The sequence below is a fragment of the Pseudomonas sp. GW821-FHT09E12 genome, from assembly GCF_059416085.1.
Genome location: NZ_JBWKOM010000004.1, coordinates 19361 through 45612 on the forward strand (window position 1 = coordinate 19361; position 26252 = coordinate 45612).

Consider the following 26252-nt stretch of genomic DNA (forward strand, 5'->3'; position numbering starts at 1 on the left):
GACCGTGGATCAGCTGTTGTTGTGATCGATCTTGATGGTCGGGTCGCTACCGGCGATCAGCGAGTTGATGTTGGTGTTGGACCAGTTGTTGCCCTCCAGCTTGATCGTCACGTCCGCGTTGGCGATGCCGCCGGCCGCGTTGAGCTTGCCTTCGGAACTGACCTGCAGGGTCGAGGTACCGTCTACTGTGGTGATCTTCAGGAAGTTGTCGATGGTACTGGCGCTCTCGCCCTGCAACAGGTCCCGCAGGTCGATACGGTCGCCTTCGCTGGCCTTGAAGTCCTTGATCACGTCATTACCGGTGTCGCCGGCCTTCCAGACGAAGGTATCGGCACCCGAGCCGCCGATCAGGATGTCATTGCCCGCGCCACCGATCAGCGTGTCGTTGCCGGTACCGCCCAACAGGATGTCGTTGCCCTTGCCACCGTCGAGCAGGTCGTTGCCGCCCTGGCCGAAGATGATGTCGTTGCCGGTGCCGCCCAGCAGCGTGTCATTGCCGTCATGGGCCCCGGACACATCGAAGTCGGTGTAGTGCTCGGTGATGTACTGGTGCACGTTGCTGGTGGTGACGCTGCTCGCGGCCACGCTGGTCTTCTGCGCCACGAAGGCCTGCATGGCCTGGTAGCCCTCGCCGGCGATGCCGTTGAAGCTCACCAGGTCGCCGAAGATGATGTCGTTGCCGTTGCCGCCGTTGACCGTGTCGGCTCCCGGCATGGTCGCTTCGGTATGGCCGAGGATAGCGTCGGCCAGGTTCGACGGGTCGATATTGGTCTGTGGGGTGCTGTCGGTGTCGTACGGCCGCAGGTCGTTGAGGCTGACGTCGTTGTTCAGGCCGATCGCTTCCACCTGCGACAGGTTGCTCAGCAGGGTGAAGCCGCTGGTGGAGTTGCTGGTGGTGGCGTTGTTGGTGTAGCTGCCCGCACCGCCCAGGCTGGACAGTTCATAGGTGCCATCGCCCTGGGCATGCAGGGTGCCAGCGTTGTAACTGGACCAGCTGCCCCAGGCCTGCGTCCATACCGTGACGCTGCCGCTGCTGTTGATATCGATCAGGTGCGTGCTGTCCGGTTGCAGCCGGACGGTATCGCCCAGCTGATAGTTGCTGGTCGTGATCACGTTATCGAGCCTGACGCTGCCGTACAGGATCGGGTTGGTCTGCTCGCCGGTCTGGTAGAACGTCGGTTTGCCGTCGGTGATGAAGTACGTCAGGTTGGTGGCGTTGGTATTGCTGGTAGCCGCGCTGCTCTGGAAGAAGTTGGCCGTGGTCTTGAACACGTCCTCGTAGTTGGTGCCGCCGCCGGACGCCATGCTGTCCAGAATCGCCTTGAGCTGGGTCAGGGCGTTCGGATCGTTGAGGTTTACCGAGACCTGTTTGTTGACCTGGGTATCGAAGTCCGCCAGGAAGATATTCACGGTGCCCGAGGTGCTGCTGCCCAGGCTGTTTTTCAGGGTGTTGAACACCGTGGTCAGCGAGTTCTTGGCGGCGGTGAGCGAGGCATCGCTCATGCTGCCGGAGCTGTCGACCATGAACGCGATGTTGTAGTTCTTGCCTTGCACCACGTTCAGGCCGGCGACGTCGGCGACCATGATGTCGTTGCCCTCGGTGCCGACGAAGTTGTCGTCGCCCGCCGTGGCGACGCTGGCGCTGTAGGTTGCCGGGTACACCGTGACCGGGATCTGCGCGGTGCTGCTGGCCGAGCCGCCCAGGGACTCGGTGGAGGTCGAGGTCACGGTCAGGTTGAACGAGCCGTTGTAGTGCGACGGCGGGGTCAGGGTCAGGGTACCCAGGTTCCAGCCGGTGACATTGACTTCGCTGACGCTGCTGCCCGCGGTGAAGGTATGACCGGCGCCATCGCTGAGCACCGAGCCGGCCGGAATGCCGCCGATCTTCACGCTCAGGCTTTCCGAGCCGTCGGTATCGGTCAGGGCGGTGGTGATCTTCGACAGCTTGACGCTGCCACCTTCGGCACCCTCGTTGAGCTTGTAGCCGTCGTAGTAGCCCTCGCCGTTGCTGCCGTGCAGCTCGGAAAGGGTTACGCCGGCATTGTTCAGCGCGGTTTCGCTCGGGTACATCGGGATGTTGGCGTTGCTCAGGTCGACCGGTGTGCTGCCATTGACCGACAGGTTGACGTCATAGGTGCCCGGGCCGCTCTGGTTGGCGTGGTAGATGTCCAGGGTGTAGTAGCCGCTGGTGGTCGGGGTGAACGAACCGCTGATGCTGCCACCGGCCCCCCAGGTCGCGGTGGCCACGTTCTTGCCGCCGATGGTGATCAGCAGGCTGTCGTCGCCGACACCGCTGAAGCTGTAGGTCTTGCCGGCTTCGAGGTAGATCAGGCCGGAGGTCTTCGAGCCGCTGCCGCCGGCCACGCTGGTGTCGGACTGGGCATTGGTCACCGTCGTGCTGCTGGTCGGGTTGCCGGAGTTGTTGAAGACGTTTTTCAGCGCATCGCCGGTGATGCCGTTGCCGTTGGTGCCCAGGCCGCTGAGGCTGCTCCAGGACTCCTTGAGCAGGCCGATGGAGTTCACGCTGTTGCTCGCCACGCCCAGGGTCGGCGCATCGGCCACCGGAGTGATGTCGATCTTCACGGTGCCGGTGGTACCCAGGGCCTGGCCGTCGGTTGGCTGGAACTTGATCTGCGCGTAGTCGGCCTGCTGGTTGCCCACGCCGCTGCCGTTGTAGCCGTCGACACCCGACTCGTTGGCATCCGGGGTGAAGCGCAGCTTGCCGGCGTCGATATCGGCCTTGCTGAAGGTCTGGTTGCTGGCCACGTCCTTCCAGGTCGAGCCGTCGAGGTATTGCAGCTTGCCGTCGCCCGGCAGTTGGGTGATTTTCACCCCGAGGCTGGCCGCAGGGCTGTCCACATCGCTGACGCCGAAGGTGGCCCAGGTCAGGGTCAGGGCGGTGTCTTCGGTACCGGTCACGGCGCCGCCGGTGGCCACTGGCGCGTCGTTCACCGCCACCACGTTGACCGTGGTGGTGGCGACGTTGGAGTAGTTGCTGCCATCGGTCACCGTCACGGTGATGGTCCGCGGCGTGGTGCTCGGGTCCTCACTGTTGTTGGTGAAGGTGATGTTCTTGATCTGCTGCATGTAGTCGGCCAGCGTCGCATTGCCGGACAGGGTCAGGGTGATGGTGCCCGCCTGGCTGTTGGCATTGATGGTGATGCCGTTGACGCTGTTGCCCAGGTTCAGCGAGTCGCCCGGCTGACGGTTGGTCAGCACGATGGTGGCGCCGGTCAGCATCGTGCTGTCCGGGTCGGTGATCGACAGGTCGGTATCGCCAATGGACACGCCTGGGCCGCTGGTGCCTTCGGTGAAGGTCACCTTGTAGTCGGCCCCGGTGGCGCCGCTGGAGTTGTTGGCATCCAGGTCGAGGACCGGTGGCGCATCGTTGTCGATGATCGAGGTGGTGACGCTGCCATTGGTGCCGCTGACCACCAGGTTCTCGAAGTTGCCGCCAGTGGCCGAGTCGATCTTGACCACGAAGTTTTCCGTACTCTCGGTGATCTTGTCGTCGAGGGTGGCGACGTTGAAGCTGGCGCTGCTGGAGCCCGCCGGGATCTTCACGGTGTACACGCCGGTGAAGTCCGAGCCGTCGGCGGCAGTGCCGCTGTAGCTGATCTTCAGGGTGACCTCGGTTTGCGCCGGGCTGGTCAGGCTGACGGTGTAGGTCGCGGCCTGGCCTTCGGTGACCGAGGTGCTGCCGTTGATGCTCACAGTGGTGGTATTGATGGTGTCGGTGACGCTGGTCACGGCCGGCGTGGTGCTTGGCACCAGGTTCTCGAAGTTGCCGCCGGTGGTGCTGGCGATACTGGCGCTGACGTTGCCGGCGTCGATGTACACATCGTCGCTCGGCGCGGCCACGGTCACGCTGCCGCTGGTGGCGCCGGCGGCGATGTTGATCACCGCGCCGTTGCTCAGGGTCACGGTCATGGCCGTGCCGGTGGCGTTGGTCAGGGTCGCGGTGTAGACGATCGAACCGCCTTCGGCCACGGTGCTGGTGGCGCTGAGCGACAGGTTGGTGGTGTCCGGGGTGTCGGTCACGGTGGTGCTGACCGGCGTCTTGTCGGCCACCAGGTTCTCGAAGTTGCCGCCGCTGACGGTGCTGATCGAGTTGCTCAGTGGCGTGTGGCCAACCAGCACATCGTTAGGCGCGGTGATGCTCACCGACCCGGTGGTCTGGCCGACGGCGATGGTGATCTTCTCGCCATTGGCCAGGGTCACCACGACCGGGCTGCCGGTGACCGGCGAGGTCACGGTGGCGGTGTAGGTCACGGCACCGCCTTCGACCGCCGACGGCGTCGCCTTCAGGCTGACGGTCGAGGTGTCGATGGTGTCGGTGACGTTGGTGACCGCAGGCGTAGTGCTCGGTACCAGGTTCTCGAAGTTGCCGCCGGTGGCAGTCTGGATGGTGGCTTGCACGGTGCCGGCGTCTTTGTAGACGTCGTCGCTCGGCGCGGCCACGGTCACGGTGCCGGTGGTGGCACCGGCGGCGATGTTGATCACCGCGCCGTTGCTCAGGGTCACGGTCACCGGAGTGCCCGCGGCGTTGGTCAGGGTGGCGGTGTAGACGATCGATCCGCCCTCGGCCACGGTGTTGGTGGCGCTGAGGGTCAGGGACGTGGTGTCCGGCGTATCGGTGACCGTGGTGTTGGCCGGATTGCTGTCGACCGCCAGTTTTTCGTAGTTGCCGCCGGTGGCGTTGGTGATGGTGGTGCTCAGGGAGCTGCCACCCGCCAAGGCATCGTTAGGCGCCACGAAATTCACGGTACCGCTGCTGGCGCCGACCGGAATGGTGATGGTCTGGCCATTGGACAGAGTGACCACGACCGGCGAACCGGTTACTGGAGCGGTGACCGACGCGGTGTAAACCACGGTGCCGCCTTCGGCCACACTCGAAGTTGCGGTGAGGCTGATGGTCGAGGTGTCGATGGTGTCGGTGACGTTGGTCACCGCCGGTGCAGTGCTAGGTACCAGATTCTCGAAGTTGCCACCGGTGGCGGTCTGGATCGTGGCTTGCACGGTGCCGGCGTCCTTGTAGACGTCATCGGCTGGAGCCGCAACGGTCACGGTGCCCGTGGTGGCGCCCGCTGCGATGGTAATCACTGCGCCGTTGCTCAGGGTCACGGTCACTGGCGTGCCCGCGGCGTTGGTCAGAGTGGCGGTGTAAACAATCGAGCCGCCCTCGGCCACGGTGTTGGTGGCGCTGAGGGTCAGGTTGGTGGTGTCCGGGGTGTCGGTAACCGAGGTGTCGGCAGGCTTGCTGTCGACATCGAGTTTTTCGTAGTTGCCGCCCGTTGCGCCAGTGATGGCGGTGCTCAGGGAACTGCCGCCGACCAGTGCGTCGTTTGGCGCGGTGAAGTTCACGGTGCCGGACGACTCACCCACCGGGATGGTGATGGTTTGTCCGTTGGATAGGGTGACGACTACTGGCGAACCAGTAACCGGCGCGGTCACGGAGGCGGTGTAAACAACAACGCCGCCTTCGGCCACGGACGGCGTGGCCGTCAGCGAAACGGTGCTGGTATCGATGGTATCGGTGACGTCGGTCACCGCCGGCGTGGTGCTCGGCACCAGGTTCTCGAAGTTACCGCCGGTGGCGGTCTGGATCGTGGCTTGCACGGTGCCGGCGTCTTTATAGACGTCATCGGCTGGAGCCGCGACGGTGACGGAGCCAGTGGTGGCGCCGGCCGCGATGGTAATCACCGCGCCATTGCTCAGGGTCACGGTTACCGGAGTGCCCGCGGCATTGGTCAGGGTAGCGGTGTAAACGATCGAACCACCTTCAGCGACGGTGTCGGTCGCTGTCAGGCTGAGGGTAGTGGTATCCGGAGTATCGGTAACCGAGGTGTCGGCAGGCTTGCTGTCGACATCGAGTTTTTCGTAGTTACCACCGGTGGCGCCAGTGATTGTGGCGCTCAGGGAGCTGCCGCCCGCCAGGGCATCGTTTGGCGCGGTGAAGTTCACGGTGCCGGACGACTCACCCACCGGGATGGTGATGGTTTGTCCGTTGGATAGGGTGACGACTACTGGCGAACCAGTAACCGGCGCGGTCACGGAGGCGGTGTAAACAACAACGCCGCCTTCGGCCACGGACGGCGTGGCCGTCAGCGAAACAGTGCTGGTGTCGATGGTGTCGGTCACATTGGTGACCGCAGGCGTGGTGCTCGGCACCAGGTTCTCGAAGTTACCGCCGGTGGCGGTCTGGATCGTGGCTTGCACGGTGCCGGCGTCTTTATAGACGTCATCGGCTGGAGCCGCGACGGTGACGGAGCCAGTGGTGGCGCCGGCCGCGATGGTAATCACCGCGCCATTGCTCAGGGTCACGGTTACCGGAGTGCCCGCGGCATTGGTCAGGGTAGCGGTGTAAACGATCGAACCACCTTCAGCGACGGTGTCGGTCGCTGTCAGGCTCAGATTGGTGGTGTCCGGGGTGTCGGTAACCGAGGTATCAGCCGGCTTGCTGTCGATAGCCAGCTTCTCGTAGTTGCCACCCGTAGCGTCCTTGATGGTGGTGCTCAGAGAGCTGCCGCCGGCCAAGGCATCGTTAGGCGCGACGAAGTTCACAGTACCGCTGCTGGCGCCGACCGGGATGGTGATGGTCTGGCCGTTCGACAGGGTCACCACGACCGGCGAACCAGTGACTGGTGCAGTCACGGACGCGGTGTAAACCACGGTGCCGCCTTCGGCGACGTTAGGCGTCGCGGTCAGGCTGACAGTTGAGGTATCGATGGTATCGGTGACGTCGGTCACCGCCGGCGTGGTGCTCGGCACCAGGTTTTCGAAGTTGCCGCCAGTGGCGTCCTGGATGGTCGCTTCGACCTTGCCGGCGTCCTTGTACACGTCATCGGCTGGCGCCGCGACGGTGACGGAGCCGGTAGTGGCGCCGGCCGCAATGGTAATCACCGCGCCGTTCGACAGAGTCACGGTCACCGGAGTACCGGCAGCGTTAGTCAGGGTCGCGGTGTAAACGATCGAACCACCTTCAGCAACAGTGTCGGTCGCTGTCAGGCTCAGATTGGTGGTGTCCGGGGTGTCGGTCACCGAGGTGTCGGCAGGTTTACTGTCGACATCGAGTTTTTCGTAGTTGCCACCGGTAGCACCGGTAATGGTGGTGCTCAGGGAGCTGCCACCCGCCAGGGCATCGTTTGGCGCCGTGTAATTCACAGTACCGGAGGACTCGCCCACTGGAATGGTGATGGTCTGGCCGTTGGACAGGGTTACCACTACAGGCGAACCGGTCACTGGAGCAGTCACGGACGCGGTGTAAACCACGGTACCGCCTTCAGCCACAGATGGAGTAGCGGTTAGCGACACAGTCGAAGTGTCGATGGTGTCGGTCACGTCGGTGACGGCTGGAGTCGTGCTCGGCACCAGACTCTCGAAGTTGCCGCCAGTAGCAGTTTTGATTGTGGCTTCTACGGTACCGGCATCTTTGTAGACGTCGTCCGCAGGAGCGGCCACGGTCACGGAGCCAGTCGTAGCGCCGGCGGCGATGGTAATCACTGCGCCGTTGGAGAGCGTTACGGTCACCGGAGTGCCCGCGGCGTTGGTCAGGGTAGCGGTGTAAACGATCGATCCACCTTCGGCGACGGTGTCAGTCGCCGTCAGGCTCAGATTGGTGGTGTCCGGGGTATCGGTAACCGAGGTCTCGGCAGGCTTACCGTCGACGTCCAACTTCTCGTAGTTGCCGCCGGTAGCACCGGTAATGGTGGTGCTCAGGGAGCTGCCACCCGCCAAGGCATCGTTTGGTGCGGTGAAGTTCACAGTGCCCGACGACTCGCCGACCGGGATGGTGATGGTCTGGCCATTCGACAGCGTCACCACGACTGGCGAACCGGTCACTGGCGCGGTCACGGAGGCGGTGTAAACCACGGTGCCGCCTTCGGCCACAGATGGAGTAGCAGTCAGCGAAACAGTGCTGGTGTCGATGGTGTCAGTGACATCGGTGACCGCTGGGATGGTGCTCGGAACCAGGTTCTCGAAGTTGCCGCCTGCAGCATCGTTGATGCTGACTTCGACTTTGCCGGCATCCTTGTACACATCATCAGCTGGAGCGGCCACGGTCACGGTGCCGGTGGTGGCGCCGGCGGCGATGGTGATTACCGCGCCATTGCTCAGAGTCACGGTCACAGGCGTGCCCGCGGCGTTGGTCAGGGTGGCGGTGTAAACGATCGAGCCACCTTCTGCCACGGTATCGGTCGCAGTCAGGCTGAGGGTAGTGGTATCCGGCGTATCGGTAACCGATGTGTCGGCAGGCTTGCTGTCGACATCGAGTTTTTCGTAGTTGCCGCCAGTTGCACCGGTAATGGTGGTGCTCAGAGAACTGCCACCCGCCAAGGCATCGTTTGGTGCGGTGAAGTTCACGGTGCCGGACGACTCACCCACCGGAATGGTGATGGTCTGCCCATTCGATAGGGTGACCACGACCGGCGAGCCGGTGACTGGAGCGGTGACCGATGCGGTGTAAACCACGGTGCCGCCTTCGGCCACAGATGGAGTGGCGGTCAACGAAACAGTGCTGGTGTCGATGGTGTCGGTCACGTCGGTGACAGCCGGTGTGGTGTTCGGCACCAGGTTCTCGAAGTTGCCGCCAGCGGTCTCTTTGATACTGACTTCAACCTTGCCCGCATCCTTGTACACATCGTCCGCTGGGGCGGCGACGGTGATAGAACCAGTAGTAGCGCCTGCAGCGATGGTGATCACCGCGCCGTTGCTAAGAGTTACGGTTACCGGAGTCCCGGCCGCACTGGTCAGGGTGGCGGTGTAAACAATGGATCCACCTTCAGCAACAGTGTCGGTCGCAGTCAGGCTCAGAGTGGTGGTGTCCGGGGTATCGGTAACCGAGGTCTCGGCAGGCTTGCTGTCGACATCGAGCTTCTCGTAGTTGCCACCCGTTGCAGCGGTGATCGTGGTGCTCAGGGAGCTACCGCCGACCAATGCATCATTGGGCGCAGTGAAGTTCACGGTGCCGGAGGATTCACCTACCGGAATGGTGATGGTCTGGCCGTTGGACAGGGTGACAACGACTGGCGAACCAGTAACCGGCGCAGTCACGGAGGCGGTGTAAACGACAACGCCACCTTCAGCTACAGACGGCGTTGCAGTCAGGCTGACGGTCGAGGTGTCGATGGTGTCAGTGACATCAGTCACAGCCGGAGTGGTGCTTGGAACGAGATTCTCGAAATTACCGCCAGCGGTCTCTTTGATGCTGACTTCGACTTTGCCGGCATCTTTGTAAACGTCATCTGCGGGGGCTGCGACGGTCACGGAACCAGTAGTGGCACCTGCTGCGATAGTAATCACGGCGCCGTTGCTCAAGGTCACGGTCACTGGAGTGCCCGCGGCATTGGTCAGGGTAGCGGTGTAAACGATCGAACCGCCCTCGGCCACGGTTTCGGTGGCGCTCAAGGTCAGGTTGGTGGTGTCCGGGGTATCGGTCACCGAGGTGTCAGCAGGTTTGCTGTCGACATCGAGTTTTTCGTAGTTGCCACCGGTTGCACCGGTAATGGTGGTGCTCAGGGAGCTACCACCCACCAAGGCATCATTCGGGGCTGTGAAATTCACAGTACCGGAGGACTCGCCCACTGGGATGGTGATGGTCTGGCCGTTCGACAGAGTGACGACTACCGGCGAACCGGTCACTGGAGCAGTGACGGACGCGGTGTAAACCACGGTACCGCCTTCAGCCACAGACGGAGTAGCGGTCAGCGACACAGTCGAGGTGTCGATGGTGTCGGTCACGTTGGTGACGGCTGGAGTCGTGCTCGGCACCAGATTCTCGAAGTTGCCGCCAGTAGCAGTTTTGATTGTGGCTTCTACGGTACCGGCATCTTTGTAGACGTCGTCCGCAGGAGCGGCCACGGTCACGGAGCCAGTCGTAGCGCCGGCGGCGATGGTAATCACTGCGCCGTTGGAGAGTGTTACGGTCACCGGAGTGCCCGCGGCGTTGGTCAGAGTGGCGGTGTAAACAATCGAACCACCCTCAGCCACAGTATCGGTCGCGCTGAGGGTCAGGCTGGTGGTGTCCGGGGTATCGGTGACCGAGGTGTCGGCAGGTTTGCTGTCGACGTCGAGCTTCTCGTAGTTGCCGCCAGTCGCACCGGTAATGGTGGTGCTCAGGGAGCTACCACCCACCAAGGCATCATTCGGGGCTGTGAAGTTTACGGTGCCGGAGGATTCACCTACAGGGATGGTGATGGTCTGACCATTCGACAGCGTCACCACGACTGGCGAACCGGTCACTGGCGCGGTCACGGAGGCGGTGTAAACCACGGTGCCACCCTCGGCGACGCTAGGAGTGGCGGTCAGGCTGACGATCGAGGTATCGATAGTGTCGGTGACGTCAGTAACGGCTGGGGTGGTGCTCGGTACCAGGTTTTCAAAGTTGCCGCCGGTGGCGTCCTTGATGGTCGCCTCGACCTTGCCGGCATCCTTGTACACATCGTCAGCAGGCGCTGCGACGGTGACGGAGCCAGTGGTAGCGCCTGCTGCGATGGTAATCACTGCACCGTTCGACAACGTTACGGTTACAGGCGTGCCGGCCGCATTGGTCAGGGTGGCGGTGTAAACGATCGAGCCACCCTCGGCGACAGTGTCAGTCGCCGTCAGGCTCAGAGTAGTAGTGTCCGGGGTGTCGGTCACCGAGGTATCGGCAGGTTTGCTGTCGACGTCGAGCTTCTCATAGTTGCCGCCAGTCGCACCGGTGATGGTAGTGCTCAGGGAGCTACCGCCCGCCAGTGCGTCGTTAGGCGCGACGAAATTCACGGTACCGCTGCTGGCGCCGACTGGGATGGTGATGGTCTGGCCGTTGGACAGAGTGACAACGACAGGCGAACCAGTGACCGGAGCCGTTACGGAAGCGGTGTAAACGACAACTCCACCTTCAGCAACGCTAGGCGTCGCGGTCAGGCTGACGGTCGACGTATCGATGGTGTCGGTGACGTCAGTCACAGCCGGAGTAGTGCTTGGCACCAGGTTCTCGAAATTACCGCCAGCGGCGTCCTTGATGGTGACTTCAACCTTGCCAGCGTCTTTATAGACGTCATCGGCTGGGGCGGCCACGGTCACGGAGCCTGTGGTTGCACCCGCAGCAATGGTAATCACCGCGCCGTTCGACAATGTCACGGTTACCGGCGTGCCAGCGGCATTGGTCAGGGTGGCGGTGTAAACAATCGAACCACCCTCGGCGACGGTATCAGTCGCTGACAGGCTCAGAGTGGTGGTGTCCGGGGTATCGGTAACCGAGGTGTCGGCAGGCTTGCTATCAACATCCAGCTTCTCGTAGTTACCGCCGGTTGCACCGGTAATGGTGGTGCTCAGGGAGCTGCCGCCAGCCAGGGCATCGTTTGGTGCCGTGAAGTTCACGGTAGCGGACGATTCGCCGACCGGAATGGTGATGGTCTGGCCGTTGGACAAAGTGACGACTACAGGCGAACCAGTCACTGGGGCTGTCACGGACGCGGTGTAAACCACGGTGCCGCCTTCGGCTACAGACGGCGTCGCGGTCAGGCTGACGGTCGAAGTGTCGATAGTGTCGGTGACATCGGTCACCGCCGGAGTGGTGCTTGGCACCAGGTTCTCGAAGTTGCCGCCAGCAGTCTCTTTGATGCTGACTTCAACCTTACCAGCGTCTTTGTAGACGTCATCGGCTGGAGCAGCCACGGTCACGGAACCCGCAGTTGCACCGGCGGCAATAGTAATCACTGCACCGTTCGACAAAGTCACGGTTACAGGCGTGCCAGCGGCATTGGTCAGAGTCGCGGTGTAAACGATCGAACCACCCTCGGCCACGGTGTCGGTGGCGCTGAGGGTCAGGTTGGTAGTGTCCGGGGTATCGGTAACCGAGGTGTCGGCAGGCTTGCTATCAACATCCAGCTTCTCGTAGTTGCCGCCGGTTGCACCGGTAATTGTGGTGCTCAGGGAACTACCGCCAGCCAGGGCATCGTTTGGTGCCGTGAAGTTCACGGTGCCGGAAGACTCACCCACTGGAATAGTGATGGTTTGTCCGTTGGACAGGGTTACGACTACTGGCGAGCCGGTCACTGGAGCCGTTACGGACGCGGTGTAAACCACGGTGCCACCCTCGGCGACGCTAGGAGTGGCGGTCAGGCTGACGGTCGAGGTATCGATAGTGTCGGTGACGTCAGTCACAGCTGGGGTAGTGCTCGGAACCAGGTTCTCGAAATTACCGCCAGCGGTCTCTTTGATACTGACTTCAACCTTGCCCGCATCCTTGTACACATCGTCCGCCGGGGCTGCGACAGTCACGGAGCCTGTGGTGGCACCCGCTGCAATGGTGATCACCGCACCGTTCGACAGAGTCACGGTGACTGGCGTGCCCGCAGCATTGGTCAAGGTCGCGGTGTAAACGATCGATCCACCTTCAGCGACAGTGTCGGTCGCAGTCAGGCTGAGGGTAGTGGTATCCGAAGTATCGGTAACCGAGGTCTCGGCAGGTTTGCTGTCGACATCGAGCTTCTCGTAGTTGCCACCCGTTGCAGCGGTGATCGTGGTGCTCAGGGAACTACCGCCTGCCAGGGCATCGTTTGGCGCGGTGAAGTTCACGGTGCCGGACGACTCACCCACTGGAATGGTGATGGTTTGTCCGTTGGACAGGGTCACCACGACTGGTGAACCGGTCACCGGCGCGGTCACGGAGGCGGTATAAACCACGATGCCGCCTTCGGCCACGGATGGAGTGGCTGTCAGCGAAACAGTGCTGGTGTCGATGGTGTCAGTGACATCGGTGACCGCTGGGGTGGTGCTCGGAACGAGGTTCTCGAAGTTGCCGCCCGTAGCATCCTTGATGCTGACTTCAACCTTACCAGCGTCTTTGTAGACGTCATCGGCTGGAGCAGCCACGGTTACGGTGCCCGTGGTGGCGCCGGCGGCGATGGTGATTACCGCGCCATTGCTCAACGTGACCGTCACAGGTGTGCCGGCGGCATTGGTGAGGGTCGCGGTGTAAACGATCGAACCACCTTCGGCCACGGTGTCTGTGGCGCTCAAGGTCAGGCTAGTGGTGTCCGGGGTGTCGGTCACCGAGGTATCGGCCGGCTTGCTGTCGACATCCAGTTTTTCGTAGTTACCGCCAGTCGCGCCAGTGATGGTAGTGCTCAGGGAGCTACCGCCAGCCAGGGCATCGTTTGGTGCGGTGAAGTTCACGGTGCCCGACGACTCGCCGACCGGAATGGTGATGGTCTGGCCGTTGGACAGAGTTACCACAACCGGCGAGCCGGTTACTGGAGCGGTGACCGACGCGGTGTAAATCACCACGCCACCTTCCGCGACGCTAGGAGTAGCGGTCAAGGAAACAGTGCTGGTGTCGATGGTGTCGGTCACGTCGGTGACGGCCGGTGTGGTGTTCGGCACCAGATTCTCGAAGTTCCCGCCTACGGCGTCTTTGATGCTGACTTCAACTTTGCCGGCATCCTTGTACACATCATCAGCTGGAGCCGCGACGGTGACGGAGCCGGTGGTTGCACCGGCAGCAATGGTGATCACTGCGCCGTTCGACAGGGTCACGGTTACCGGAGTGCCAGCGGCATTGGTCAGGGTCGCGGTGTAAACAATGGACCCACCCTCGGCGACGGTATCGGTCGCAGTCAGGCTGAGGGTAGTGGTATCCGGAGTATCGGTAACCGAGGTCTCGGCAGGCTTGCCGTCAACGTCGAGTTTTTCGTAGTTGCCGCCAGTCGCACCGGTGATGGTAGTGCTCAGGGAGCTACCGCCGGCCAGGGCATCGTTTGGTGCCGTGAAGTTCACGGTGCCGGACGACTCACCCACCGGAATGGTGATGGTTTGTCCGTTGGACAGGGTTACGACTACTGGCGAGCCGGTCACTGGAGCCGTTACGGAAGCGGTGTAAACGACAGCTCCACCTTCAGCAACGCTAGGCGTCGCGGTCAGGCTGACGGTCGAGGTATCGATGGTGTCAGTGACATCAGTCACGGCCGGGGTAGTGCTCGGAACCAGGTTCTCGAAGTTGCCGCCAGTAGTTTCTTTGATACTGACTTCAACCTTGCCCGCATCCTTGTACACATCGTCAGCAGGCGCTGCGACGGTGACGGAACCAGTAGTAGCGCCGGCAGCGATAGTAATCACCGCGCCGTTCGACAGGGTTACGGTCACCGGAGTACCGGCAGCGTTAGTCAGGGTAGCGGTGTAAACGATCGAACCGCCTTCAGCGACGGTGTCAGTCGCTGTCAGGCTCAGGTTGGTGGTATCCGGGGTATCAGTAACCGAGGTCTCGGCCGGTTTGCTGTCGACATCCAACTTCTCGTAGTTGCCACCGGTGGCGCCAGTGATGGTCGCGCTCAGGGAGCTGCCGCCGGCCAGGGCATCATTCGGTGCCGTGATATTGACGGTACCGGAGGATTCACCCACTGGAATGGTGATGGTCTGGCCGTTGGACAGGGTCACCACAACCGGCGAGCCAGTCACTGGCGCAGTCACCGACGCGGTGTAAACCACAGTGCCGCCTTCAGCCACGGACGGCGTCGCGGTCAGCGAAACAGTAGAGGTGTCGATGGTGTCGGTGATGTCCGTCACCGCCGGCGTGGTGCTCGGCACCAGGTTTTCAAAGTTGCCGCCGGTGGCGTCCTGGATAGTCGCTTCGACCTTGCCGGCGTCCTTGTAGACGTCATCGGCGGGAGCCGCGACGGTCACAGAGCCCATGGTCGCGCCAGCGGCAATGGTGATCACTGCGCCGTTGCTCAGGGTCACGGTGACCGGCGTGCCGGCCGGGTTGGTCAGGGTGGCGGTGTAGACGATCGAGCCGCCTTCGGCGACCGAACCACTGGCCGACAGGCTCAGTCCGGTGTCGTCCACGGAGTCGGTGATGGTGGTTTGCGCCGGCGTGGTGTCGGGCGTCAGTTGTTCGAAGTTGCCACCGGTGGCGCCGGTAATGCTGGTGCTGACTGTGCTGCCGTTGTTGTAGACGTCATTGGCGGGGGTATCGACCACGACGGTGCCGACGGTCTTGCCGGCCTCGATCACGATGGTCGAGCCATTGGACAGGGTCACGGTAACCGGGGTCTGCGCCGGGTTGGTCAGGGTCGCGGTGTAGGTGATCTGGCCACCCTCCACAACGCTGCCGGTAGCGGTCAGGCTCAGGCCGGTGTTGTCCACCGAGTCGGTGATGGTGGTCTGTGCCGGCGTGGTGCTCGGCACCAGGTTCTCGAAGTTGCCGCCGGTGGCGCCGGTAATGCTGGTGCTGACCGTGCTGCCGTTGTTGTAGACGTCGTTGGCCGGGGTATCGACCACCACGGTGCCGGTGGTCTTACCGGCGTCGATGGTGATGGTCGAACCATTGGACAGGGTCACGGTGACCGGTGTCTGCGCGGGGTTGGTCAGGGTTGCGGTGTAGGTGATCTGGCCACCCTCCACCACGTTGCCGGTGGCCGACAGGGTCAGGCCGGTGGCATCCGGCGAGTCGGTGATGGTGGTCACCGCCGGCGTGGTGCTTGGCACCAGGTTCTCGAAGTTGCCGCCCGTGGTGCCGGTAATGCTGGTGCTGACCGTGCTGCCGTTGTTGTAGACGTCGTTGGCCGGGGTATCGACCACCACGGTGCCGACGGTCCGGCCGGCGTCGATGGTGATGATCGAGCCGTTGGACAGGGTCACGGTGACCGGCGTCTGCGCCGGGTTGGTCAGGGTCGCGGTGTAGGTGATCTGGCCGCCTTCGACGACGGTGCCGTTGGCGGTCAGGGTCAGGCCGGTGGTGTCCGGCGAGTCGGTGATGGTGGTCACCGCCGGCGTCGGGTTCGGAACCAGGTTCTCGAAGTTGCCGCCGGTAGTCCCGGTAATGCTGGTGCTGACGGTGCTGCCATTGTTGTAGACGTCGTTCGGCGGGGTATCGACCACCACGGTGCCGACGGTTTGGCCGGCGTCGATGGTGATGGTTGAGCCATTGGACAAGGTCACGGTGACCGGGGTCTGCGCCGGGTTGGTCAGGGTCGCGGTGTAGGTGATCTGGCCACCCTCGGTCACGCTGGAGCCCGCGGTCAGGGTCACGGTGGTGGTGTCCACGGTGTCCGTGACCTGGGTGACGGCTGGCGTCGGGTCGACGGTCACGACCAGGCCACCGCCGCCGGTAGTACCGGTGACGCCCACGCTGATCTCTTTCGGGTCGTTGTAGACGGTGTCGTTCGGTGCCAGCGGCACGTTGACGGTGCCGGTCAGTTGCCCAGCCGGAATCACGATCACCGAACCGTTGGACAGGGTGATGGTCAGGCCGGTCAGCGGTGCCTGGGTCAGCGTGGCGGTGTACACCAGCACGCCGCCGGCTTCGGTAATGGTCGGGGTTGCGCTCAGGCTCAGGGTCGAGTCGCGCAGGATCTCGGTGGTAGTGCTGCTGTCATTGGTGGTCAGCGCACCGGTGGTGTCTTGCGCCGCGGTGCCCGCCGCGCCGAGGCCTACGGTCGGGAAGCCGATGGTCGGGTCGACTCGGCCTGCCGTGGCGTCGAGCATCACGAAGCTGTGGCCGCCGCCCGCAGCGCCGCCGGTACCAGCGGCGGTCGGGCCGGCCGCGGTGGCTTCCAGCTCGGTAGTCGGGTCCGCGCCGGCGACGATTGCCTGCTGCAGCTCAGCGACTGACGGCGCAGCTTGCTCGGCGGCCTCGGCCAGGTCGGTGCTGGAGTCCGGAGCACTGCCGCTCCATTGCGTTTCGCGACCCAGGTCCAGGGTCCGGCCATCGGCCAGTTCCAGGCTGACGGCGCCTGCCAGGCCGGTATCGACCTGGTCGCCTACATACAGGCGATCACCCTCAACGAGTACGCGGCGAACCCCTTCGGGGGATACGACGAAAACTTGGCCAACAATGCTTTTGACGGTAGCAACAACACTGCTCATTGAGGATTCTCCGGGGGGTACCGTTCAGTAGACTTCCATGTTCCTGACGGGCATACGCCGACGCAGTCTGGACGTTCTTCAGAGTGTAGAAACGCGTGATTTTGACGCGAACATTTGTCAATAAATTGGCTATATTTTTTTGCTATTAACCATATGCCAAACTATTGACCTTCTGAGTGTCATCCTAAACAATCGTCAAGGTAATGTCACATTGATATTCATGCGGCGACCTGTCTAAAAGTGTGTGACCCAGTTCATGGTTTGAACTTTCCGATATACGGTCATTCCGGTTGCCATCATCCGATGCAGCGCCTCGTTTTGCTGTGATTTGGGACAAGAAGTCCTGGGAACCCCTCTATGCGTCCGCAGTTGTTCAAAGCCTTACCCTTCGTACTCGCCGCCAGTTTCGCCCAAGCACAAACCCTGCCCGAAGCCATGCAGAAAGCGCTGGATGTCCATCCGGAAATCCAGGCCGCGGTGAATAGCCGCCTGGCAGCCGATTACCAGCTCAAAGCGGCCAAGGGCGGCTATTTGCCGCGGGTCGATTTGCTGGGCGGTTATGGTCGTGAAGGCACCGACAGCCCGACCACCCGTGCAGGATCGAGCAATCACTGGGAGACGCTGAACCGCAGCGAGTCAAGTTTACGTCTCCAGCAAATGGTTTTTGACGGTTTTGCCACCTCCAGCGAGGTGGGGCGTCAACAAGCCACCGTCAATTCCCGGGCGTACTCGTTGCTGGGCACTTCCGAGCGCACCGCGCTGACCGTGGCCCAGGTGTACCTGGATGTGCTGACCCGGCGCGAGTTCGTGCGCCTGGCCGAAGACAACATGCGCAATCACGAGCGCATCTACGATCAGATCCAGCTGCGCACCCAGCGCGGCGTCGGCAGCCGCGCTGACCTCGACCAGGCGGAAGCGCGCATGGCCCAGGCGCGCAACAACCTGATCACCGAACAGACCAACCTGGCCGATGCCCAGACCAACTACCTCAGCGCCGTCGGCCAGATGCCGGATCAGCTGGAGCGCCCGGTCGGCTTCATGGCCCTGCTGCCGGCCAGCCTCGACGAAGCCCAGCGCCAGATGCTGGAAAACAGCCCGATCCTGCGCTCGGCCGAATCCGACATCGTCGCCGCCGAGAAGCAGTACGAAGCCGCCAAGTCGACCTTCTACCCGCGCTTCGATGCCGAGCTTGGGCGTACTGCCGACAACAACCTGGACGGCATCGACGGCCACAACAACGAATGGCAGGCCATGTTGCGCATGCGCTTCAACCTGTTCGCCGGCGGCAGCAACAAGGCCGACCTGGAATCCAAGGCCTATCAGTCCACCCAGGCGCTGGATATTCGTAACAACGCCCTGCGTGTTCTGAATGAAGAGCTAGGCTTGGCGTGGAACGCCTTGAACAACGCCAATGCGCAAGTGCCGATCGCCCAGCAATATGTCGATCGCAGCGCCAGCGTGCGTGAGGCGTATCAGAAGCAATTCAGTTTGGGCGAGCGCACTTTGCTCGACTTGCTCGATAGCGAGAATGAACTGTTCACCGCCTCGCGTCGTTTGGCGGAAATCAAGAACATTCAGTTATTTACTCAATATCGAATCAAGGCGACCATGGGCGAATTGCTCAAGAGCCAGGGAGTGGTCGCACCCATGGCTTCCGTCGTGCAGAACGATGTGAAGCCCAAGGTCCAACTGCCTGGGATGAATTGAGTACTTTTCATCCAATAGACAGTTAAAGAGTGCCGAGCGTGGAATCAGAAGTCAGTCGAGTGCAACTTAGCCATGATCCACGCGGCATGCATGACGACCCGCTGCTGGATGCCCTGCTAACCCTGTGCTCCTTGCATCAGAAGCCGGCCAGCGCGGCCATGCTGACCACCGGCCTGCCTTTACCCTCCCAGCGCCTGAGCGCCGAGTTGCTGCCGCGCGCCGCCGCTCGCGCCGGCCTGCAGGGGCGCTTGCTGCGGCGCAAGCTGGAGCAGATTCCTGCCATCGCCATGCCGGCCATGCTGTTGCTCAAGGACGGCCGCAGCGCCGTCCTGCTCGGCTGGCAGGGCGAAGACAAGGCCCGCCTGCTGCTCAGCGAGAGCGACGGCGGCGAGGTCAGCGTCAGTCGCCAGATGCTGGCCGACGACTACAGCGGGCAAGTGTTCTTCGCCCAGCCCCAACACAAATTCGACGTCAACCACGGCTCGCTGATTCCTCGCGCCCGCTCCTGGTTCCGCGACACCTTGAAGCGTTCGCGCTGGCTGTACGCCGACGCCATCGCCGCCAGCCTGCTGATCAACGTCATTGCCATGGCCGCGCCGCTGTTCGTGATGAACGTCTACGACCGCGTGGTCCCCAACCAGGCCGCCGCCACCCTGTGGGTGCTGGCCATCGGCATCACTGGCGCCTATCTATTCGACCTGATTCTCAAGAGCCTGCGCAGCCTGTGCCTGGACCTGGCCGGCAAGAAGACCGACCTGATCATCTCGGCCACGCTGTTCGAGCGCATCGTCGGCATGGCCATGAAGTACCGGCCGGCGCGGGTCGGCAGCTTTGCCCAGAACATCCACGAGTTTCAGAGCCTGCGCGACTTCCTCGCCTCGCTGACCCTCACCAGCCTGATCGACCTGCCGTTCACCCTGCTGATCTTCCTGGTGATCGCCATCCTCGGCGGGCACCTGGTGTGGATTCCGGTGCTGGCCTTCCCGATTGCCCTGGGCATCGGCTATGCCCTGCAGAAACCGCTGATTGCCACCATGGAAAAAACCATGGCCCTGGGCGCCGAGCGCCAGTCGAGCCTGATCGAGACCCTGGCCGGGCTGGACGCGGTGAAGGTCAACAACGCCGAAAGCGAACGCCAGTACCAGTGGGAACAGACCATCGGCACCCTGGGCCGCCTCGAGCTGCGGGTGAAGATGCTCTCCAGCCTGGCGATGAATATCACCCTGCTGATCCAGCAACTGGCCGGGGTGATCATGATCGTCTTCGGCGTGTACCAGATCATCGACGGCAACCTGAGCATGGGCGGGCTGATCGCCTGCTACATGCTCAGCGGCCGCGCCCTCAGCCCGCTGGCCTCGTTGTCCGGCCTGCTGACCCGCTACCAGCAGGCGCGGGTAACCATGACCTCGGTCGACCAGATGATGGAGCTGCCCCAGGAGCGCAACTTCGACGAGCGCCCCCTGAGCCGCAACGTGTTGCAGGGCGCCATCGAATGCCGGCAGCTGAATTTCACCTACCCGGGGCAGCAGAATCCGGCGTTGAAGAACATCAACCTGGTGGTCAAGCCGGGCGAGAAGATCGGCATCATCGGCCGCAGCGGCTCGGGCAAGAGCTCCCTGGCCAAGCTGCTGGTGGGCCTGTATGCCCCGGACTCCGGCGCCTTGCTGGTAGACGGCGTGGACATCCGGCAGATCGACGTCAGCGAATTGCGCCACAACATCGGTTATGTGGCCCAGGACATCCAGCTGCTGGCCGGCACCCTGCGTGACAACCTGACCTCCGGCGCCCGTTACGTCGAAGACGAACTGGTGCTGCAGGCCGCCGAACTGGCCGGCGTCCACGAGTTCGCCCGCTTGCACCCGCAGGGTTACGAACTGCAGGTCGGCGAGCGCGGGCAGAACCTCTCCGGCGGCCAGCGGCAGAACGTCGCCCTGGCCCGGGCCCTGCTGCTCAACCCGCCGATCCTGCTGCTCGACGAACCGACCAGCGCCATGGACAACACGGGTGAAGAACGCTTGAAACAACGCCTGCAAGCCGTGGTGGAAGCCAAGACCGTGGTGCTGGTCACCCACCGTGCCTCGCTGCTGTCGCTGGTGGATCGCCTGCTGGTGATCGACCGCGGGCAGATCCTCGCCGACGGGCCGAAAGCAGTCGTGATGGAAGCGTTGAAGAAGGGGCAGATCAGTGTTGCTTAAATCCGGTTTCAAAGACTCGATCCTGCGCTACTTCAAAGGCACCGAATCGCTGCACGACCAACCCCTGCCCGAGGTCAACAAGGCGCTGATCGAGGATGCGCCGCGGGTTATCCGCCTGACCATCTGGGGCATCATCGGCTTCTTCCTGTTCCTGCTGCTGTGGGCCAACTTCGCGGTGATCGACGAAGTGACCAAGGGCGAGGGCAAGGCGATCCCGTCGTCCAAGGTGCAGAAAATCCAGAACCTGGAAGGCGGTATCGTCTCCGAACTGTTCGTCAAGGAAGGGCAGATCGTCGAAGCCGGCGCCCCGCTGATCCGCCTGGACGACACGCGCTTCAAGTCCAATGTCGGCGAGACCGAGGCCGATCGCCTGTCGATGCTGCTGCGGGTCGAGCGCCTGAGCGCGGAGATCGACAACCGCGAACTGAATTTCCCGGCCGATGCCATGGCCGCCGTGCCTGGCCAGGCGGCCAGCGAAAAGTCGCTGTATGAAAGCCGTCGCCAGCAGTTGCACGACGAAGTCGGCGGCCTGCAGGAACAACTGATCCAGAAGCAGCAGGAACTGCGCGAGTTCACCTCCAAGCAGGCGCAGTACCGCCAGCAACTGAGCCTGCAGCGCCAGGAAATCGCCATGTCCGAGCCGCTGGTGGCCCAGGGCGCGGTGTCGCCGGTGGAAGTGCTGCGGCTCAAGCGCGCTGAAGTCGAGACCCGTGGGCAACTGGACGCCACCACCCTGGCGATTCCCCGTGCCGAGTCGGCGATCAAGGAAGTCCAGCGCAAGGTCGACGAAACCCGCGGCAAATTCCGCAGCGAAGCCCTGACCCAGCTCAACGAGGCGCGCACCGAACTGAACAAGGCCAGCGCCACCGGCAAGGCCCTGGAGGACCGGGTCAGCCGGACCCTGGTCACCTCGCCGGTGCGCGGCATCGTCAAGCAACTGATGGTCAACACCATCGGCGGTGTGATCCAGCCGGGCAGCGACATGGTGGAGATCGTGCCGCTGGACGACACCCTGCTGGTGGAAGCGAAGATCCGTCCGCAGGACATCGCCTTCCTGCACCCGGGGCAGGAAGCAGTAGTCAAGTTCACCGCCTATGACTACACCATCTACGGCGGCCTGAAGGCCAAGCTGGAACAGATCGGCGCCGACACCATCACCGACGAAGACAAGAAGACCACCTACTACGTGATCAAGTTGCGCACCGACCGCAGCCACCTGGGCACCGATGAAAAGCCGTTGCTGATCATCCCCGGCATGGTCGCCTCGGTGGACATCATCACCGGCAAGAAGAGCGTGCTCAGCTACCTGCTCAAGCCGATCATCCGCGCCCGTGCCGAGGCGCTGCACGAGCGTTGATGCGGTAGCCGCTGCCGCCTGCGTCTGATCATTCTGCGGATGGGCAGGATATGAGCGGCGTCGATCTTCGATCCATTCGCGAGCAAGCTTCGCTCCTACAGAAGGCACCGCGCGGCTTCTGTAGGAGCGAAGCTTGCTCGCGATGGCGCCTGTGGATTCACCATTGAATTCCCCCGCCTGAATCGCCATATCGTTATTCGTTAACGGTATTTAAAATTAAGTTCTTATATCTATAAAGTCGACTCCCTGCGTACCTGCCGACCAATCGGCGCGCCGCACGAAATGAACCCACACGGGACCTCCGTGAGTTTCTGATCGACGCGCGCGCCACCGGGCGTGCTCTGCGTGGGAGTGATTTATGTCCGTACCCTCTCCAAGTGCCGCGCCCATCGCCGCACAAGCTTTTGATATCCGCCCGTTCCGCGGCGCCGTCGGTGCCGAGATCGTCGGCCTGGACCTGGCCCGGCCGGTCAACGACCAGGACTTCGCGCGCATTCACCGCGCGCACCTGGATCATCACGTCGTGGTGTTCCGCGACCAGCGCATCACCCCCGAACAACAGATCGCCTTCAGCCGCCGTTTCGGCGTGCTGCAGATCCATGTGCTCAAGCAGTTCCTGCTGGCCGGGCACCCGGAAATCCTCATCGTTTCCAACATCATCGAAAACGGCCAGTCCATCGGCCTGGGGGACGCTGGCAAGTTCTGGCATTCCGATCTCTCCTACAAGGAGCTGCCGAGCCTGGGCTCGATGCTGCACGCCCAGGAGCTGCCGTCCGAGGGCGGCGACACCTTGTTCGCCGACATGCACAAAGCCTGGGACAGCCTGCCCGAAGCGTTGCGCAAGGCGGTCGATGGCCGCTCTGCCGCGCACTCCTACACCGCGCGCTACAGCGAGACCAAGTTCGAGGGCAACTGGCGCCCGACCCTGACCCCGGAGCAACTGGCCCAGGTCCGGGAAGTGGTGCACCCGGTCGTGCGCACCCACCCGGAAAACGGCCGCAAGGCGCTGTTCGTCAGCGAAGGCTTCACCACCCGCATTGTCGGCCTGCCGGAAGACGAGAGCCGCCAGCTGCTCGCCGAGCTCTACGCCCACAGCGTGCTGCCGGAAAACATCTACCGCCACCCATGGCAGCCCCATGACCTGGTGTTCTGGGACAACCGCTCGCTGATCCACCTGGCCGCCGGTTGCCCCAGCCACCTGCGCCGCAAGCTTTATCGCACCACCATCCAGGGCGACGCCCCTTACTGATCGGCCACCCACGGCAGGAGAAACACCATGTCCCAACCTACTCAACGCCTCCCGCGCCTGGGCAAACTGGCGGCCGCCATCGGTCTGGGCTTCAGCCTGCTGGCCGCTGGCCTGGTCGCGCCGACGGTGGCCCATGCCGAAGGCGAGATCCGCATCGCCGAACAGTTCGGCATCGTCTATCTGCTGCTCAACGTGGTGCGCGACCAGAACCTGATCGAAAAACACGGCAAGGAAGAAGGCATCGACATCAAGGTCGACTGGACCCAGCTGTCCGGCGGCGCGGCGGTCAACGACGCCCTGCTTTCCGGCTCCATCGACATCGCCGGGGCCGGCGTCGGCCCGCTGCTGACCATCTGGGACCGCACCCACGGCAAGCAGAACGTCAAGGCGGTGGCGTCGCTGGGCAACTTCCCTTACTACCTGGTGAGCAACAATCCCAAGGTCAAGACCATCGCCGACTTCACCGAGAAGGACCGCATCGCGGTGCCGGCGGTGGGGGTCTCCGTGCAGTCGCGATTCCTGCAGTACGCGGCGGCCAAGCAATGGGGCGACAAGGAATTCAATCGCCTGGACAAGTACACCATCGCCGTTCCACACCCGGACGCCACGGCGGCGCTGATCGCCGGCGGCACCGAGCTGACCGGGCACTTCTCCAACCCGCCGTTCCAGGACCAGGCGCTGGCCAACCCGAATGTGCATGTGGTGCTCAATACCTACGACCTGCTGGGTCCGAACTCGCCGACCGTGCTGTTCGCCACCGAGAAATTCCGCAGCGAGAACCCGAAAACCTACAAGGCTTTCGTCGAGGCGCTGGCCGAGGCCGCCAACTTCGCCCAGAAGGACAAGGGCGCGGCGGCGGATACCTACATCCGCGTGACCAAGGCCAAGATCGACCGCGAAGCCTTGCTGAAAATCATCGACAACCCGCAGTTCGAATTCACCGTCACCCCGAAAAACACCTACCCGCTGGCTGAATTCCTCTACCGCGTGGGCGCGATCAAGAACAAGCCGCAATCGTGGAAGGACTACTTCTTCCAGGACACCACGCCGCTGCAAGGGAGCTGATCGCCATGAACGCCCCCTTGCAAGGCCACACGGCCAGCAACCCGACCACGGCGGCCCAGGCGCTGCTGGCGGTCGACCAGGTCAACCTGGAATACCGCACCCCGCAGCGCGTGGTGCGGGCCACCCACCAGGTCAGTTTCGAAATCGATCCCGCCGACCGTTTCGTCCTGCTCGGGCCCTCGGGCTGCGGCAAGTCGACCCTGCTCAAGGCGGTCGCCGGCTTCATCCAGCCCTGCGAGGGCGAGATTCGCCTGCAAGGACAGCGGGTCAGCCAGCCGGGGCCGGACCGGATCGTGGTGTTCCAGGAGTTCGACCAGCTGCCGCCGTGGAAAACCGTGAAACAGAACGTGATGTTCCCGCTGCTGGCGTCGAACACCCTCAACCGTCGCGAGGCCGAGGAGCGCGCGCTGCACTACCTGGACAAGGTCGGCCTGGCGGCGTTTGCCGACGCCTACCCGCACACCCTGTCCGGCGGCATGAAGGCGCGGGTGGCGATAGCACGCGCCCTGGCGATGCAGCCGAAGATCCTGCTGATGGACGAACCCTTCGCCGCCCTCGATGCCCTGACCCGGCGCAAGATGCAGGAGGAGTTGCTGCTGCTCTGGGAAGAGGTGCGCTTCACCCTGCTGTTCGTCACCCACTCCATTGAGGAAGCGCTGGTGGTGGGCAACCGCATCCTGCTGCTGTCGCCCCATCCGGGGCGGGTGCGAGCGGAAATCCACAGCCATCAGTACGACCTGCAAAGCCTCGGCGGCGTGGCGTTCCAGCAGACGGCGCGGCGTATCCACCGGCTGCTGTTCGACGAAGGCCAGTCGCCGGAAACCGAGCGCGAGCTGGATTTCACCGATATCCGTATCGCTTATTGAGCCTTTAAGAGGAACGCCCGATGAGCCATTCATCACCTGTTCGCCAGGAATACGAAGTTGCCCTCGAACCCTTGCTGGCGGTGCCGCTGGAGCGTGAGTTGCCGCTGGGCCAGCGCCTGTGGCAACAAGGCTGGCTGCGCAAGAGCCTGATCCTGATCGTGCTGGCGCTGCTCTGGGAGGCCGTGGCCCGCTACCAGAACAACGACCTGCTGCTACCGAGCTTTTTGCAGACCGCCAGCGCGCTGTACGACGGCCTGCTCAGCGGCGAGCTGCTGGGCAAGGTCGGCATCTCCCTGGTCGTGCTGCTCAAGGGGTACCTGATCGGCATCGCCCTGGCCTTTGCCCTGACCACCCTGGCGGTGTCGACCCAGGTGGGCCGCGACCTGCTGAGCACCCTGACCTCGATGTTCAACCCGTTGCCGGCCATCGCCCTGTTGCCGCTGGCCCTGCTGTGGTTCGGCCTGGGGGAGAACAGCCTGATCTTCGTGCTGGTGCATTCGGTGCTCTGGGCCCTGGCCTTGAATACCTACGCCGGCTTTCTCGGGGTTTCCGAAACCCTGCGTATGGCCGGGCGCAACTACGGGCTCAAGGGCATGCGCTTCGTGCTGTTCATCCTGATCCCGGCGGCGCTGCCGTCGATCCTCGCCGGCCTGAAAATCGGCTGGGCCTTCGCCTGGCGCACCCTGATCGCCGCCGAACTGGTGTTCGGCGCCACCAGCGGCAAGGGCGGCCTGGGCTGGTACATCTTCCAGAACCGCAACGAGCTGTACACCGACAAAGTCTTTGCCGGCCTGGCGGTGGTGATCCTGATCGGCCTGCTGGTGGAGAACCTGGTGTTCGACACCTTGGAGCGGGTCACCGTGAAACGCTGGGGCATGCAACGCTGAGCCCGTAGCGCCTGTAGCCGCTGCCGAGCCCGCGAGGCTGCGCTCGACGGCGCAGCCGGCGCAAAACCTGACAGC

Annotated in this window: 8 protein-coding genes; 7 read left to right on the forward strand and 1 reads right to left on the reverse strand. The window is 63.1% G+C overall.

Features of this window, described 5'->3' with window-relative positions; genetic code table 11:
- Positions 1 to 9: 9 nt before the first annotated feature.
- Entirely contained in the window at positions 10 to 16851 is a 16842-nt protein-coding gene (locus tag AC07PQ_RS12115) for a LapA family giant adhesin (RefSeq protein WP_493185573.1), read from the reverse strand.
- 357 nt (positions 16852 to 17208) lie between these two features.
- Here AC07PQ_RS12115 and AC07PQ_RS12120 point away from each other — a divergent pair, with 357 nt between their 5' ends.
- The 7 genes from AC07PQ_RS12120 (at position 17209) to AC07PQ_RS12150 (ending at position 26177) form a co-directional block, all read left to right on the forward strand.
- A complete protein-coding gene (locus AC07PQ_RS12120; RefSeq protein WP_007928660.1) occupies positions 17209 to 18558 on the forward strand; it encodes a TolC family outer membrane protein in 1350 nt (449 codons plus the stop codon).
- A gap of 38 nt (positions 18559 to 18596) precedes the next feature.
- Positions 18597 to 20753, forward strand: a complete 2157-nt coding sequence (locus AC07PQ_RS12125) for a type I secretion system permease/ATPase (RefSeq protein WP_037035296.1) — start codon at positions 18597 to 18599, stop codon at positions 20751 to 20753.
- Positions 20743 to 22110 carry an HlyD family type I secretion periplasmic adaptor subunit gene (locus AC07PQ_RS12130; RefSeq protein WP_007928658.1) on the forward strand — a complete coding sequence of 456 codons (1368 nt, stop codon included), beginning with the start codon at positions 20743 to 20745 and terminating at the stop codon, positions 22108 to 22110. Before AC07PQ_RS12125 ends, AC07PQ_RS12130 begins: the two co-directional genes overlap by 11 nt.
- Positions 22111 to 22468: 358 nt before the next feature.
- On the forward strand, positions 22469 to 23359 hold the full coding sequence (locus AC07PQ_RS12135; RefSeq protein WP_007928657.1) for a TauD/TfdA dioxygenase family protein: 891 nt from the start codon (positions 22469 to 22471) through the stop codon (positions 23357 to 23359).
- 27 nt (positions 23360 to 23386) lie between these two features.
- A complete protein-coding gene (locus AC07PQ_RS12140; protein WP_493185574.1) occupies positions 23387 to 24424 on the forward strand; it encodes an ABC transporter substrate-binding protein in 1038 nt (345 codons plus the stop codon).
- Between the two features lie 5 nt (positions 24425 to 24429).
- A complete protein-coding gene (locus AC07PQ_RS12145; protein WP_493185575.1) occupies positions 24430 to 25290 on the forward strand; it encodes an ABC transporter ATP-binding protein in 861 nt (286 codons plus the stop codon).
- Between the two features lie 20 nt (positions 25291 to 25310).
- A complete protein-coding gene (locus AC07PQ_RS12150; protein WP_007928653.1) occupies positions 25311 to 26177 on the forward strand; it encodes an ABC transporter permease in 867 nt (288 codons plus the stop codon).
- The last annotated feature ends 75 nt before the right edge of the window (positions 26178 to 26252 follow it).